This window comes from Citrobacter amalonaticus (genome assembly GCF_001559075.2).
In the GTDB taxonomy this organism is placed as follows: Bacteria; Pseudomonadota; Gammaproteobacteria; order Enterobacterales; family Enterobacteriaceae; genus Citrobacter_A; species Citrobacter_A amalonaticus_F.
On sequence record NZ_CP014015.2, the window covers coordinates 3,689,154 to 3,704,460 of the forward strand.

Here is a 15,307-nt window from a genome sequence, read left to right on the forward strand (position 1 = left end):
TGATTTCAGTCAAAACACATTACATGGTCTGAGTGAAGGTACGGGTAATAACGTCCTGCTGCTGTTCTTTCGTCAGGGAGTTAAAACGTACTGCGTAACCCGATACACGGATGGTCAGCTGCGGATATTTTTCCGGATGTTCCATCGCGTCCAGCAGCATTTCACGGTTCATCACGTTCACGTTCAGGTGCTGACCACCTTCGATGGACGCTTCATGGTGGAAGTAACCATCCATCAGACCGGCCAGGTTAGTCTTACGAACTTCGTCGTCTTTACCCAGTGCGTTCGGAACGATAGAGAAGGTATAAGAAATACCATCTTTCGCGTAAGCAAACGGCAGTTTAGCAACGGAGGTCAGAGAGGCAACCGCACCTTTCTGGTCACGACCGTGCATCGGGTTAGCACCTGGTCCGAACGGCGCGCCAGCACGACGACCATCTGGGGTGTTACCGGTTTTCTTACCATACACAACGTTAGAGGTGATGGTCAGAACAGACTGAGTCGGGATAGCATCACGGTAGGTTTTCAGTTTCTGAATTTTCTTCATGAAACGTTCAACCAGGTCAACCGCCATGTCATCAACGCGCGCGTCGTTGTTACCAAACTGCGGGTATTCGCCTTCGATTTCGAAGTCGATAGCCAGACCGTCTTCGTCACGAATCGGTTTAACTTTCGCATATTTGATAGCAGACAGGGAGTCAGCCGCAACGGACAGACCTGCGATACCACATGCCATGGTGCGGATAACATCACGGTCGTGCAGTGCCATCAGAGAAGCTTCGTAGCTGTACTTGTCGTGCATGTAGTGGATAACGTTCAGCGCGGTGACATACTGCTTAGCCAGCCAGTCCATGAAGTGATCCATACGATCCATCACTTCGTCGAATTTCAGGACGTCGCCTTTGATTGGTTCAGATTTCGGACCAACCTGCATTTTCAGTTTTTCATCAACGCCGCCGTTGATAGCGTACAGCATGGTTTTCGCCAGGTTTGCACGCGCACCGAAGAACTGCATTTGTTTACCAACGATCATCGGGCTTACGCAGCAAGCGATAGCATAGTCATCGTTGTTGAAGTCCGGACGCATCAGGTCATCGTTCTCATACTGCAGAGAAGAGGTGTCGATGGACACTTTAGCGGCGAATTTCTTGAAGTTCAGAGGCAGTTTTTCAGACCACAGAACAGTGATGTTCGGCTCCGGAGACGGACCCATGGTGTACAGGGTGTTCAGGAAGCGGAAGCTGTTTTTGGTAACCAGAGTACGGCCATCAACGCCCATACCACCGATTGATTCCGTTGCCCAAATCGGGTCGCCGGAGAACAGTTCATCATATTCAGGCGTACGCAGGAAACGAACCATACGCAGTTTCATGACCAGGTGGTCAATCATTTCCTGAGCGTCTTGCTCGGTGATTTTGCCTGCTTTCATGTCACGTTCGATGTATGCATCCAGGAAGGTGGAGACACGACCGAAGGACATTGCAGCGCCGTTCTGAGATTTAACCGCAGCCAGGTAGCCGAAGTAAGTCCACTGAATCGCTTCCTGAGCGTTGGTAGCCGGACCAGAGATATCGCAGCCATATTTAGCAGCCATCTCTTTGATCTGACCCAGCGCACGGTGCTGTTCAGCAATTTCTTCACGCAGACGGATAGTCGCTTCCAGGTTTACGCCGTTTTCCAGGTCAGACTGCAGGGAAACGAACTGAGCGTATTTGTCTTTCATCAGGAAGTCGATACCGTACAGCGCAACGCGACGGTAGTCACCGATGATACGGCCACGGCCATATGCATCCGGCAGACCAGTCAGAACACCGGATTTACGGCAGTTCAGAATGTCTTTGGTGTAAACATCGAAAACGCCCTGGTTGTGGGTTTTACGATATTCAGTGAAGATTTTTTTCAAGGCAGGGTCCAGTTCGCGATTGTACGCTTTGCAGGAACCTTCAACCATTTTGATACCACCGAACGGGATGATCGCACGTTTCAGCGGAGCTTCAGTTTGCAGACCAACAATTTTCTCGAGCGCTTTGTTGATGTAGCCAGCGTCGTGAGAAGTGATGGTGGAAGCAACAGAGGTGTCAAAGTCAACAGGCGCGTGAGTGCGGTTTTCCTGTTTAACGCCTTCCATTACGCTGTCCCACAGTGCAGTGGTCGCATCAGTAGCGCCAGCCAGGAAGGACTCGTCACCCTCGTACGGAGTGTAGTTTTTCTGAATGAAGTCACGGACGTTTACTTCATTCTGCCAGTCACCTTTGGTAAAACCTTCCCAGGCTGTGGCTAACTTTTCATTAAGCTCGGACATGTAACACCTACCTTCTTAAGTGGATTTTTTATTTACTGCGTGTATCGCGACATCAATTAATGATGATCGTTGTCACGCAGATAAATGACCCAGTATGTCAACCCAACCAACAAACCCCCGCCGATAATGTTACCGATCGTAACCGGAATCAGGTTATCAGTGATGAAGTTCATCGCGGTCAGGTGAGAAAAACTTTCCGGCGTCGAGCCAACTGCGCTCCAGAACTCCGGTGTTGCGAGATCACGGATTACAATACCCATCGGGATCATAAACATGTTTGCGATACTGTGCTCAAAACCGCTGGCCACAAACATCGCAACCGGTAATACCATGATAAACGCTTTATCCATCAGGCTACGGCCTGAGTAGCTCATCCATACGGCCAGGCAGACCATCAGGTTTGCGAGGATACCGAGACTGACGGCTTCAACAAAAGTATGGTGCATTTTGTGGTCGGCGGTTTGCAGGACGTTCAGTCCCCACTGGCCGTTGGCGACCATATACTCGCCAGAAAGCCACATCAATAGCACAAAGAGCAAGCAACCAATCAGGTTACCAAAATAGACGTTGAGCCAGTTTTTTGCCAACTGACCCCAGGTGATACGACCACTGGCTTTGGCAACGACAATCAACACGGTTGACGTAAAGAGGTCTGCACCGCAGATGACGCAAAGAATCAACCCCAGGGAGAAGCAGATACCGCCAATCAGTTTCGCCATACCAAAGGGCATCGTACCTGTACCGGTCGTTGCAGTGATATAGAAAACAAAGGCGATAGAAATGAACACACCGGCAGTAATTGCCAGGAAGAAAGTCTTAAGCGGATGTTTCGTTGCTTTATAGACGCCTGCCTCTTCGGCCACTTTGGCCATTGCTGCAGGGAGTAAAAGATCAAAAGGGTTGTCAGCTTTCACACTAACTCTCTCTTTATTAAGTCGGCGACGAGATACTAACAAAGCATTATAGATGAGAAATTGATGTAGATCATATCTCGCCTGGCTTATAGGCCCGTAACACGCATGGTTTTTATGCGATTTCGGAGTAATTTATTGATTAATATGATAAAAATAAATTTTAAAATTTAGCAAATGAGTTGAAAATTTTCCTTCCCAGGGCTGTTGGTCAGTTAATTAATATGGAGTAATTGACAGGCAAAGTAACAACTAGCGGTTAAGTTGTTTAATATCAACTACCAATATTTAACCTTGTTATTACATTTATTTTTGGATATTCAAAAATAAGTAAAACGGGGCGCTTAGTGCGCCCCGTAATATAGCTCAGACAATTATTTAAACCTACTCAGTGTGGGTTAATTGTCTTTATTTTGACCAAAATGAAGATTTTGCGCGCTGCAACTTCTCATAGGCCTTCAACAGCGACTGGTGTGACGCGAATGCGTGCAAATCGCTGTCAACCGGCTGCAGGCCATAAAAGGCCGCTTCACCGCTCAATGCTGCGCTGGCGGCTTCGACGGCATCTGCGCCATACATACGCACAAACGCGTTCAGATACTGCAGCGGTTCACGTTCTTCTTCCTGTGACAGCAGTAACAGCGTTTGCAGGCAACGGTAATAATTCGCCCGCTCAGCGCTAAAGATCGACGTATTAAATTCCATCGTCCATTCGGTCCAGATCAGCGCTTGTTCCAGATCGCCACCTGCCAGCGCCAGCATCGCTTTCAGTTCACCAATACGCAGGGTGTACCAGCCGTTATCTGAACCGGTTGCCAGGCCTAACAGTTCACGAACGCGGGTGAAATCATCAAACCCTTCTTCATCGAGCTGCTCAATCAGATTGAGATAGTCTTCTTTATCCCAGCGACTGTTCGGCAGTGAGAGCAGGGTCTCGCGCAGATGGGCACCCATGGCATTGTTGGCTAACCACAGATCTTCAGCAGGATAAATATCAGACATCCCCGGAACGATGATCCGACAGGCGTAGACACCGAGATGCTCGTAATCGGCGATGTACACCTCCTTATCTTCCGCGTTGAAGATCGCCATCAGGGTGGCAAACTCTTCTTCTGTGGTACCGGAGAAACTCCAGTCAACAAACGGGTAGTCAGCGTCCTGCTTGAACAGATCCCAGGAGATCAGCCCGCTGGAGTCAATGAAGTGCGTTTCCAGGTTGGTATGCTCTGCCACTTCTTCATCGTCGAAGGTCGGCGGCGTGAAAACATCGAGATCTTTCAGACCACGACCCTGCAGCAGTTCCGTCACGGTACGCTCCAGTGCGACACCAAAATCAGGGTGCGCGCCGAAAGAGGCGAAGCAGGTGCCGTTAGCCGGATTGAACAACACGACGCAGATGACCGGATACTGACCGCCCAGAGAACCGTCGTAGGCAAAGATTGGGAAACCTTCCGCTTCCAGTGTTGCAATAGATTCCACCACTGCCGGGTAGCGTGCCAGCACGTCGGCCGGAATTTCCGGCAGGCTGATGCTTTCAGCAATAATGCGATTCTTCACGTAACGCTCAAAGACTTCAGACAGCCCCTGCACGCGCGCTTCGTTGCGGGTGTTACCGGCGGACATCCCGTTTGAGACGTACAGATTGCCGATAATGTTCATTGGAATATAGACGGTCTGGTTATCCGACTGGCGGGTAAACGGCAGGCCGCAGATACCACGCTCTTCGTTGCCAGACTGCAGGTCGATCAGCATGCTACCGGTCAGTTCGTTCTCGGGATCGTAGAAAGCACGCAGACGCGCATCCAGCAGACCATCCGGTACGTCATCATTTTCGGTCAGCGGGAACCATTTCTCGTTCGGATAATGCACGAACGGACCATTGGCGATGGTTTCACCCAGCCAGAAATCGGCAAAGAAATAGTTGGTGGACAGACGCTCAAAATATTCACCCAACGCCGAGGCCAGCGCGGCTTTTTTCGTCGCCCCTTTGCCGTTGGTAAAGCACAGCGCACACTCTTTATCGCGAATGTGCACGGACCAGACGTTCGGCACCGGATTCAGCCACGAGGCCTCTTCAATGTGGAAGCCGAGATCGAGCAGTTTCTGCTGGAAGCGAGCGATGGAGTCTTCCAGAGCGGCGTCTTTGCCGGGGATAAATGTTTGCGTCATGAAAATCACTTTTGTCGTACGGAAAGCGCGCAATGATACGGGTTTTATGTGGCTGACGCTATCGCCGCCACGGACGCGGCGCAAATAAAAGTTTTGGCTATGCTTTTATCCACTACCCGCGTTAAGGGCATAAAAATGAAAGCATTTGATTTACAACGGATGGCGCTCGACAAAGTGCCCCTGGAGTTCCTCTGGGAAGTCGCACTGCGCAGTCTCTACACCTTTATTCTGGTGTTTCTGTTTCTTAAACTGACGGGGCGGCGCGGTGTGCGGCAGATGTCGTTATTCGAAGTGCTGATCATTCTGACGCTGGGGTCGGCGGCGGGAGACGTGGCCTTTTATGACGATGTTCCCATGCTGCCGGTGCTGGTGGTCTTTATCACGCTGGCGATTTTGTACCGGCTGGTGATGTGGCTGATGGCGCGCAGCGAAACGCTGGAGGATCTGCTGGAAGGCAAACCCGTCGTGATCATCGAAGACGGCGAGTTAGCCTGGTCGAAGCTCGGCAACGCCAACATGACCGAGTTTGAGTTCTTTATGGAGTTGCGACTGAACGGCGTTGAGCAACTGGGGCAGGTCAGACTGGCGATCCTCGAAACGAACGGGCAAATCAGCGTCTATTTCTTTGCAGACGAAAAGGTGAAGCCTGGACTCAGCATTCTGCCGGAATATTGTACGCAGCGTTTCAGGGTCATGCCGGAAGCGGGAGATTACGCCTGTGTGCGCTGCAGTGAAGTGATCCGTATGAGTGCCGGCGATAGCCAATTTTGTCCACGCTGCAAAAATCCAGAATGGTCGAAGGCCAGTCGGGCAAAACGGGTCGTCTGACAGCAAAAATATCGGTCTTTTATCGTCAATCCCGAAGATTCTGTTGTGTGAGCGAACACTCATTTTTGCTCTGCTCAGTTTTAGCCATTGCGGCGCGTGTCACTGAATGATAAAACCGATATCCACAGGAATAACTTATACCCAGTGTCTGTTCATGTACGAAAAGAGGTTGGGTTAATAACAACGCAACGTGGTGAGGGGAAATGGCTCAGGTCTTCAATTTTAGTTCAGGTCCGGCAATGTTACCGGCAGACGTGCTTAAACTGGCTCAAAAGGATCTTTGTGACTGGAACGGTCTTGGTACGTCCGTCATGGAAGTGAGCCATCGCGGCAAAGAATTCATCCAGGTCGCGCAAGAAGCGGAGCAGGATTTTCGCGATCTGTTAAATATCCCCTCCAACTACAAAGTGCTGTTTTGTCACGGCGGCGGTCGCGGCCAGTTTTCCGCCATTCCGCTGAACATTCTGGGCGACAAAACCACGGCTGACTATGTTGATGCCGGCTACTGGGCAGCCAGCGCCGTCAAAGAAGCGAAAAAATACTGCACGCCGAATGTGATCGACGCCAAAGTCTCGGTCGATGGCCTGCGCGGCGTGAAGCCGATGAGCGAGTGGCAGCTTTCTGCTGATGCCGCGTATCTGCATTACTGCCCGAACGAAACCATCGATGGTATCGCCATTAACGAAACGCCCAATTTTGGTTCCGATGTGGTGGTGACCGCCGATTTCTCCTCAACCATTCTCTCCGGACCGCTGGATGTTTCCCGCTATGGCATCATTTATGCGGGCGCACAGAAGAACATTGGCCCGGCGGGTCTGACGCTCGTTATTGTACGCGAAGATTTACTGGGTAAAGCGAATGTGGCCTGTCCGTCGATCCTCGATTATTCCGTCCTGAACGACAATGACTCTATGTTCAATACGCCGCCGACCTTCGCCTGGTACCTTTCCGGCCTGGTGTTCAAATGGCTGAAAGCCAATGGCGGCGTGGAAGCGATGGATAAAATCAATCAGCAAAAAGCAGAACTGCTGTATGGCGTGATTGATAACAGCGACTTCTATCGGAATGATGTCGCGAAAGCGAACCGTTCACGTATGAACGTGCCGTTCCAGTTGGCTGACAGCGCGCTGGATAAGATCTTCCTGGAAGAGTCTTTTGCCGCCGGTCTGCACGCGCTGAAAGGCCACCGCGTTGTCGGCGGTATGCGTGCCTCCATCTATAACGCGATGCCGCTGGAAGGGGTAAAAGCACTTGCCGATTTCATGGCTGATTTCGAGCGTCGCCGCGGCTAATCTGGTGTCTCTTTTCATCCCCACAGCCTTGTCTGTGGGGTTTTTATTTCTGTCTTTTGAGAGTTGAGTTTCATGGAATCCCTGACGTTACAACCCATCGCACGGGTCGATGGCACGATTAATCTGCCAGGCTCGAAGAGCGTATCTAACCGCGCGCTGTTACTGGCGGCGTTAGCACATGGCACCACCGCGCTGACCAACCTGTTAGACAGCGATGACGTTCGCCATATGCTCAATGCACTGAGTGCGTTGGGGATTGATTACACCCTGTCTGCGGATCGCACCCGCTGCGAAATCACGGGTAACGCAGGTCCTCTGCACGCCGAAGGCGCATTAGAGCTGTTTCTGGGCAATGCCGGAACGGCGATGCGACCGCTGGCCGCCGCGCTGTGCCTTGGCGCAAACGACATTGTGCTGACCGGCGAACCGCGTATGAAAGAGCGCCCGATTGGTCATCTGGTCGATGCGCTGCGTCAGGGTGGGGCGAACATTGAGTATCTGGAGCAGGAAAATTATCCGCCGCTTCGACTGCGTGGCGGATTTACCGGCGGACAGGTTGAGGTTGACGGCAGCGTCTCCAGCCAGTTTCTCACCGCGCTGCTGATGACCGCGCCTCTGGCACCGCAAGATACGGTAATAAGTATCAAAGGCGATCTGGTGTCGAAACCGTATATCGATATCACGCTGAACCTGATGAAAACCTTTGGCGTTGAGATAGAGAACCAAAGCTATCAGCGCTTCGTGGTTAAAGGGGGTCAGCAGTACCGCTCTCCGGGCCACTACCTGGTTGAAGGGGATGCTTCATCGGCCTCCTATTTCCTCGCAGCAGGCGCCATTAAAGGCGGAACGGTGAAAGTGACCGGGATTGGCCGCAACAGCATGCAGGGTGATATTCGCTTTGCCGATGTGCTGGAGAAAATGGGCGCGACCGTCACCTGGGGTGACGACTTTATCGCCTGTACCCGTGGTGAACTCAACGCCATCGATATGGACATGAACCACATCCCGGATGCGGCGATGACCATTGCCACCGCAGCGCTGTTTGCCAAAGGCACGACGACGCTTCGCAACATCTATAACTGGCGCGTCAAAGAGACTGACCGTCTGTTTGCGATGGCAACCGAACTGCGTAAAGTTGGCGCAGACGTGGAAGAGGGGCATGATTTTATTCGCATCACGCCGCCGGCACAGCTGAAGTTTGCCGAAATTGGCACCTATAACGATCACCGTATGGCAATGTGTTTCTCGCTGGTGGCGTTATCTGACACGCCGGTCACGATCCTTGACCCGAAATGTACCGCTAAGACTTTCCCTGATTATTTCGAACAGTTGGCGCGTATCAGTACCCCTGCCTGATTTTTCTCTTCGCGCCGGTCAACTGGCTGGCGCGATATCGTCTGTATCTGTACTTTTTTCCTGCTACTGCCGATGCTAACGTGTTGATGATTTAATTTTTTGATTTATATAAATTTTATTATAAACATCAACGGAAGATTAGCATGAAAAATAAATCACTCCTGATTACTATTGCAGTATCCGCCGCGCTGCTGGCGGGATGTAAAAACGGCGTTAATGGTGACATGCTCGCCAGTTCGGGCATGTCCGCATATAAAGCGGCCACACTTTCTGACGCCGATGTCAAAACGTTGTCCAGCAACTCCTGCAAACAGATGGATAGCCAGAATCAACTGGCGGGAACCGGCAGTAAATACACCGCTCGCCTGGGCAAGATTGCCAAAGCACTGGGAAATAATATTGATGGTACTCCGGTCGATTATAAGGTCTACATCACTTCCGACGTCAATGCATGGGCAATGGCGAACGGCTGTGTCCGCGTCTATTCCGGGTTGATGGATTTGATGACCGATAATGAAATCGAAGGGGTATTAGGTCATGAGTTAGGTCACGTCTCTTTAGGGCATTCCCGTAAAGCAATGCAGACGGCTTACGCCACACTGGCCGCGCGTGATGCTATTTCTGCCACCAGCGGCGTCGCTTCACAACTCTCTCAGTCGCAGTTAGGCGATTTGGCTGAAGGCGTAATCAACTCGGCGTTCTCCCGCAGTCAGGAATCTGAGGCTGATGACTTCTCCTATGATCTGATGAAAAAACGTGGCATCAATACGCAAGGGTTAGTGAGCGCATTCGATAAGTTAGCCACAATGGATGCCGACCATGCTAAATCCCTGATGGATTCCCACCCGGCGTCAGCCGACCGCGCTCAGCATATGCGTGACCGTATCGCTGAAGATAAAAAGTAAAACATTGTCATCTTTCGGGCTGGTTTCTCCCCGGCCCGCTATAATTGCGCAATTATTCTTCACCTGGTGACAGACTAAACCGGTTTTTGCACACAATGTTAACGATTGTGGGCGTTGGCGCGTATAATGCGCGGCGTTTACGTTAACAGAACGCCTGTTTAAGGAGATAAAGATGACGGCAATTGCCCCGGTAATTACCATTGATGGCCCAAGCGGTGCAGGAAAAGGCACCTTGTGCAAAGCGATGGCGGAAGCATTGCAATGGCATCTGTTGGACTCTGGCGCAATCTATCGCGTGCTGGCGCTGGCGGCATTACATCATCATGTCGATGTTGCATCGGAAGACGCGCTGGTTCCGCTGGCAACCCATCTCGATGTCCGCTTTGTCTCAACCGACGGAAATCTGGAAGTGATCCTGGAAGGGGAAGACGTCAGCGGTGAAATCCGCACGCAGGAAGTCGCCAATGCCGCCTCTCAGGTCGCCGCGTTCCCTCGTGTACGTGAGGCGCTGCTGCGTCGTCAACGCGCTTTCCGTGAAGCGCCGGGACTGATCGCGGATGGACGTGATATGGGGACGGTGGTTTTCCCGGATGCGCCGGTCAAAATTTTCCTTGACGCCTCCTCGGAAGAACGTGCGTATCGCCGTATGCTACAGTTGCAGGAGAAGGGCTTTAGTGTTAACTTTGAACGCCTTTTGGCCGAGATCAAAGAACGTGACGATCGCGACCGAAACCGTGCTGTAGCGCCGCTGGTTCCCGCTGCTGATGCTTTAGTTTTAGATTCCACACGATTAAGCATTGAGCAAGTGATTGAAAAAGCGCTACAATACGCGCGCCAAAAACTGGCACTCGCTTAAAAGCGACCGAATTTGCAGTACCCCCGTTGCAATGGAATGACAGCGGGTATGTTAAACAACCCCATCCGGCACGGAGCCAGGTGGACGTTAAATATGAAACCTGAAGATTAAACATGACTGAATCTTTTGCTCAACTGTTTGAAGAATCCTTAAAAGAAATCGAAACCCGTCCGGGTTCCATCGTTCGCGGTGTTGTTGTTGCTATCGACAAAGACGTTGTTCTGGTTGATGCAGGCCTGAAATCTGAATCTGCAATCCCTGCAGAGCAGTTCAAGAACGCAGCCGGCGAACTGGAAATCCAGGTGGGCGACGAAGTTGACGTTGCTCTGGATGCAGTAGAAGACGGCTTCGGTGAAACACTGCTGTCTCGTGAAAAAGCGAAACGTCACGAAGCATGGATCACGCTGGAAAAAGCTTACGAAGATGCTGAAACTGTTACCGGTGTTATCAACGGCAAAGTTAAGGGCGGCTTCACTGTTGAGCTGAACGGTATTCGTGCGTTCCTGCCAGGTTCACTGGTAGACGTTCGTCCGGTGCGCGATACGCTGCACCTGGAAGGCAAAGAGCTTGAATTCAAAGTCATCAAGCTGGATCAGAAACGCAACAACGTTGTTGTTTCTCGTCGTGCCGTGATCGAATCCGAAAACAGCGCAGAGCGCGATCAGCTGCTGGAAAACCTGCAGGAAGGCATGGAAGTTAAAGGTATCGTTAAGAACCTCACTGACTACGGTGCATTCGTTGATCTGGGTGGCGTTGACGGCCTGCTGCACATCACCGATATGGCATGGAAACGCGTTAAGCATCCGAGCGAAATCGTAAACGTTGGCGACGAAATCACTGTTAAAGTGCTGAAGTTCGACCGCGAACGTACCCGTGTATCTCTGGGCCTGAAACAACTGGGCGAAGATCCGTGGGTCGCTATCGCTAAGCGTTATCCGGAAGGTACCAAACTGACCGGTCGCGTAACCAACCTGACCGACTACGGCTGCTTCGTTGAAATCGAAGAAGGCGTTGAAGGCCTGGTTCACGTTTCCGAAATGGACTGGACCAACAAAAACATCCACCCGTCCAAAGTTGTTAACGTTGGCGACGTAGTGGAAGTTATGGTTCTGGATATCGACGAAGAACGTCGTCGTATCTCCCTGGGCCTGAAGCAGTGCAAATCTAACCCATGGCAGCAGTTCGCGGAAACCCACAACAAGGGCGACCGTGTTGAAGGTAAAATCAAGTCTATCACTGACTTCGGTATCTTCATCGGCCTGGACGGCGGCATCGACGGCCTGGTTCACCTGTCTGACATCTCCTGGAACGTTGCAGGCGAAGAAGCAGTTCGTGAATACAAAAAAGGCGACGAAATCGCAGCAGTTGTTCTGCAGGTTGACGCAGAGCGCGAGCGTATCTCTCTGGGCGTTAAACAGCTGGCAGAAGATCCGTTCAACAACTGGGTTGCACTGAATAAGAAAGGCGCAATCGTAAACGGTAAAGTGACTGCAGTTGACGCGAAAGGCGCAACCGTAGAACTGGCTGACGGCGTTGAAGGTTACCTGCGCGCTTCTGAAGCATCCCGTGACCGCGTTGAAGACGCTACCCTGGTTCTGAGCGTGGGTGACGACGTTGAAGCTAAATTCACCGGCGTTGACCGTAAGAACCGTGCAATCAGCCTGTCTGTTCGTGCTAAAGACGAAGCTGATGAGAAAGATGCCATCGCAACTGTTAACAAACAGGAAGATGCAAACTTCTCGAACAACGCAATGGCTGAAGCTTTCAAAGCAGCTAAAGGCGAGTAATTCTTTGAAACTTCGGGAGGTTTCATCCCGAAGTCAGATGAGAATACTTGACAGATTATAGAATTCGTTCTGTAATCAATGACAAAGGGCGGCTACGGCCGCCCTTAATCAATGCAACAGCAGCAGCTTATTGGAACCGGAGGAATCATGACCAAGTCAGAATTGATTGAAAGACTTGCCACTCAGCAATCTCATATTCCCGCGAAAGCGGTTGAAGATGCAGTCAAAGAGATGCTGGAGCATATGGCCTCGACTCTTGCACAGGGCGAGCGTATTGAAATCCGCGGTTTCGGCAGCTTTTCTTTGCACTACCGTGCACCACGTACCGGGCGTAACCCGAAGACTGGCGACAAAGTGGATCTGGAAGGGAAATACGTTCCGCACTTTAAGCCGGGTAAAGAACTGCGCGATCGCGCCAATATTTACGGTTAAGTTTTTCGCAAAACATAACCTCAGAAAAGCACCTTTACGGTGCTTTTTTCTTGCCTTTTTTCAGCCCTGGAATGCTGCTCGCATTTCATGTTGCACATTGCCGGCTGGCGATGAAAATCGCGGAATCATGGCCGTAAATCCTTCATTCCCCTCCTGACAATCCCGGTTCAGACCTGCACACTGCTGCCAACACGGAGGTGTGTATGAAATTAACGACGGTCAGTCTGTGTGCATTAGGGGGGATTTTCCCTTTATTTTTGCTACCTGCACTGCCGGGGGAATGGGTGGTTAGCCTTCTGTTTGTGCTGGCCTGTCTGCTAGGCCTGCTCCGCTGGAAAGTGGCACAGTTCGCCGGGCTTCTCCTGCTGTTTTTTCTCTGGGGCGTCATGGCGGCGAAACAGTCGCTGTGGGCGGGAAATACGTTGCCCGTCGCCACGCAGGAGACCATCGTCGAGCTTACGGCTACGGATAACATGACCACGCATGCCGGGCTGATCACGCATCTTAATGGGCATCGTCTTTTCCCTGCCGTCGGGATTGTGCTTTATAACCAATATTTGCCGATCGCGCCGTGCGCGGGACAACGTTGGGCGATGACGCTGAAGGTTCGCGCCATGCATGGCGAGTTGAATGACGGCGGATTTGATAGCCAGCGTTATGCCCTGGCACAGCATCAATCGCTCACTGGCCGCTTTTTACAGGCAAAGGTTGTCGACAGCAAATGCAGTTGGCGAGCCCGCTATCTCGCCTCGTTAACGGCCTCTCTGGAAAACTATCCCTGGCAGCAGGTGATCCTGGGTCTGGGGATGGGGGAACGCCTGCTGGTGCCACAGGAGGTCAAAGCGCTCATGCGTGATACCGGTACGGCGCATCTGATGGCGATTTCCGGTCTGCATATCGCTTTTGCGGCTTTACTGGCAGCCGCTCTGATTCGCGGCGTGCAGTTTCTGCTTCCGGTCGGTGCAATCCGCTGGCAACACCCGCTGATCGGTGGACTTATTTGCGCTGCGTTTTACGCCTGGTTGACCGGATTACAACCTCCGGCGCTGCGTACGGTGGTGGCGCTGCTGGTGTGGGGCGCACTAAAATTAAGCGGGCGGCAATGGAGTGGATGGTCAGTCTGGTGCTGCTGTCTGGCGGCTATTCTGGTTGTCGATCCCGTCGCCGCGATCTCGCAAAGCCTGTGGCTTTCGGCCTTTGCCGTTGCGGCTCTGTTATTCTGGTATCAATGGTTTCCTTGCCCTACCTGGCCCACATCACGCGCCGGGCGCTTGCTGGTTGAACTGGCACATCTGCAACTGGGGATTACCCTGTTGCTCTTGCCGTTACAAATCGCACTGTTTCACGGCATCAGCCTGACATCGTTTGCCGCCAATCTGTTTGCTGTTCCACTGGTTACGTTTGTCAGCGTCCCGCTGATCCTCGCCGGAATGGTGGCCCATCTCACTGGTCCGCTGCTTCTTGAGGGCGGACTCTGGTATCTGGCCGATCGCTCACTGGCCGCACTATTCTGGGCGCTCAATCATTTGCCTGCGGGGTGGATCAACGTTGATGCCCGTTGGCAGTGGCTGGTCTTTGCTCCCTGGCTGATGCTACCCGGCTGGCGGTTTATCGCCTGGCGCGTTTTCCCCGGTCTCTGTCTGGCGACGCTGGCGTTACTGAGCTGGCCGTTCTGGAGTCCGGTACGTACTGACGCCTGGCAGGTACACATGCTGGATGTCGGGCAGGGGTTGGCGATAGTTATAGCCCGCAATGGTAAAGCGTTACTCTATGATACCGGGCTGGCCTGGCCGGGAGGTGACAGCGCACAGCAGATGATTATTCCGTGGCTGCGCTGGCACCACTTGCAGCCAGAAGGGATTATTCTCAGCCATGAGCATCTCGACCATCGCGGTGGACTACACTCTTTGCAGGCAACCTGGCCAACGCTTTGGGTGCGCAGTCCGTTAGGCTGGCAGGGGCATTTGCCGTGTTATCGCGGTGAGATGTGGCAATGGCAGGGACTGCGTTTTAGCGCGCACTGGCCGTTGAAAGGAGACCCGACGCAGGGGAATAACCATTCCTGCGTCGTAAAGATTGATGATGGTACGCACAGTATTCTGCTGACGGGCGATATAGAGTCCCCCGCGGAACTGAAAATGCTCAGTCATTACTGGCAGCACCTTACGGCGACGGCAATCCAGGTACCGCACCATGGCAGCAGTACCTCGTCTTCATTGGCGTTACTTCAACGCGCGAGTGGCAAGGTGGCGCTGGTCTCCGCCTCACGCTATAACGCCTGGCGACTGCCGTCATGGAAGGTGAAGCAGCGCTATCTGCAACAGGGTTACCAATGGTGTGATACCCCGCATCAGGGGCAAATTTCGCTGGATTTTTCAACACAGGGCTGGCAGGTCACCAGCCTGCGGGAGCAAATTTTACCTCGTTGGTATCATCAGTGGTTTGGCGTGTCAGACGATAACGGGTAGA

General features: G+C 52.2%; 11 protein-coding genes. 8 read left to right on the top strand and 3 right to left on the bottom strand.

Annotated elements, in window-relative coordinates; all coding sequences use genetic code 11:
* Positions 1–19: 19 nt before the first annotated feature.
* From pflB to ycaO, 3 genes are all read right to left on the bottom strand, one after another.
* Complete coding sequence (gene pflB / locus AL479_RS17775; protein WP_061077020.1) at positions 20–2,302, bottom strand: formate C-acetyltransferase; 2,283 nt, start codon at positions 2,300–2,302, stop codon at positions 20–22.
* A gap of 56 nt (positions 2,303–2,358) precedes the next feature.
* Positions 2,359–3,216, bottom strand: coding sequence for a formate transporter FocA (focA, locus tag AL479_RS17780; protein WP_043001197.1), 858 nt, complete (start codon positions 3,214–3,216; stop codon positions 2,359–2,361).
* Between the two features lie 405 nt (positions 3,217–3,621).
* Complete coding sequence (gene ycaO / locus AL479_RS17785) at positions 3,622–5,382, bottom strand: 30S ribosomal protein S12 methylthiotransferase accessory factor YcaO (RefSeq protein WP_061078004.1); 1,761 nt, start codon at positions 5,380–5,382, stop codon at positions 3,622–3,624.
* Between the two features lie 135 nt (positions 5,383–5,517).
* Between ycaO and AL479_RS17790 the strand changes: the two genes are divergently transcribed.
* The 8 genes from AL479_RS17790 to AL479_RS17825 all read left to right on the top strand — a co-directional run bounded on the left by AL479_RS17790 (position 5,518) and on the right by AL479_RS17825 (position 15,306).
* Positions 5,518–6,210: a DUF421 domain-containing protein gene (locus tag AL479_RS17790; protein WP_061077021.1), complete on the top strand. Its 693-nt coding sequence runs from the start codon at positions 5,518–5,520 to the stop codon at positions 6,208–6,210.
* Positions 6,211–6,413: 203 nt separating this feature from the next.
* A complete protein-coding gene (gene serC / locus AL479_RS17795; RefSeq protein ID WP_061077022.1) occupies positions 6,414–7,502 on the top strand; it encodes a 3-phosphoserine/phosphohydroxythreonine transaminase in 1,089 nt (362 codons plus the stop codon).
* Positions 7,503–7,574: 72 nt separating this feature from the next.
* Positions 7,575–8,858 (top strand): 3-phosphoshikimate 1-carboxyvinyltransferase, encoded by a 1,284-nt coding sequence (gene aroA / locus AL479_RS17800; RefSeq protein WP_061077023.1) that lies wholly within the window; start codon positions 7,575–7,577, stop codon positions 8,856–8,858.
* A 143-nt stretch (positions 8,859–9,001) separates the two neighbouring features.
* The gene (locus AL479_RS17805) at positions 9,002–9,763 is read left to right on the top strand and encodes a M48 family metallopeptidase (protein ID WP_061077024.1); all 762 of its coding nucleotides are present in this window, start codon (positions 9,002–9,004) and stop codon (positions 9,761–9,763) included.
* Positions 9,764–9,935: 172 nt separating this feature from the next.
* Positions 9,936–10,619, top strand: coding sequence for a (d)CMP kinase (cmk, locus tag AL479_RS17810; protein WP_061077025.1), 684 nt, complete (start codon positions 9,936–9,938; stop codon positions 10,617–10,619).
* A 113-nt stretch (positions 10,620–10,732) separates the two neighbouring features.
* Positions 10,733–12,406 (top strand): 30S ribosomal protein S1, encoded by a 1,674-nt coding sequence (gene rpsA, locus AL479_RS17815; RefSeq protein ID WP_042320207.1) that lies wholly within the window; start codon positions 10,733–10,735, stop codon positions 12,404–12,406.
* A 147-nt stretch (positions 12,407–12,553) separates the two neighbouring features.
* Positions 12,554–12,838 (top strand): integration host factor subunit beta, encoded by a 285-nt coding sequence (gene ihfB / locus AL479_RS17820; RefSeq protein ID WP_002463068.1) that lies wholly within the window; start codon positions 12,554–12,556, stop codon positions 12,836–12,838.
* Between the two features lie 203 nt (positions 12,839–13,041).
* Positions 13,042–15,306 carry a ComEC family protein gene (locus AL479_RS17825; protein WP_061077026.1) on the top strand — a complete coding sequence of 755 codons (2,265 nt, stop codon included), beginning with the start codon at positions 13,042–13,044 and terminating at the stop codon, positions 15,304–15,306.
* Position 15,307: the final 1 nt, after the last annotated feature.

Coding starts and splice junctions, on each gene's coding strand:
- pflB (WP_061077020.1), bottom strand. CDS start 2,302: ATGTCCGAGCTTAATGAAAAGTTAGCCACAGCCTGGGAAGGTTTTACC.
- ycaO (WP_061078004.1), bottom strand. CDS start 5,382: ATGACGCAAACATTTATCCCCGGCAAAGACGCCGCTCTGGAAGACTCC.
- AL479_RS17790 (WP_061077021.1), top strand. CDS start 5,518: ATGAAAGCATTTGATTTACAACGGATGGCGCTCGACAAAGTGCCCCTG.
- serC (WP_061077022.1), top strand. CDS start 6,414: ATGGCTCAGGTCTTCAATTTTAGTTCAGGTCCGGCAATGTTACCGGCA.
- aroA (WP_061077023.1), top strand. CDS start 7,575: ATGGAATCCCTGACGTTACAACCCATCGCACGGGTCGATGGCACGATT.
- AL479_RS17805 (WP_061077024.1), top strand. CDS start 9,002: ATGAAAAATAAATCACTCCTGATTACTATTGCAGTATCCGCCGCGCTG.
- cmk (WP_061077025.1), top strand. CDS start 9,936: ATGACGGCAATTGCCCCGGTAATTACCATTGATGGCCCAAGCGGTGCA.
- rpsA (WP_042320207.1), top strand. CDS start 10,733: ATGACTGAATCTTTTGCTCAACTGTTTGAAGAATCCTTAAAAGAAATC.
- ihfB (WP_002463068.1), top strand. CDS start 12,554: ATGACCAAGTCAGAATTGATTGAAAGACTTGCCACTCAGCAATCTCAT.
- AL479_RS17825 (WP_061077026.1), top strand. CDS start 13,042: ATGAAATTAACGACGGTCAGTCTGTGTGCATTAGGGGGGATTTTCCCT.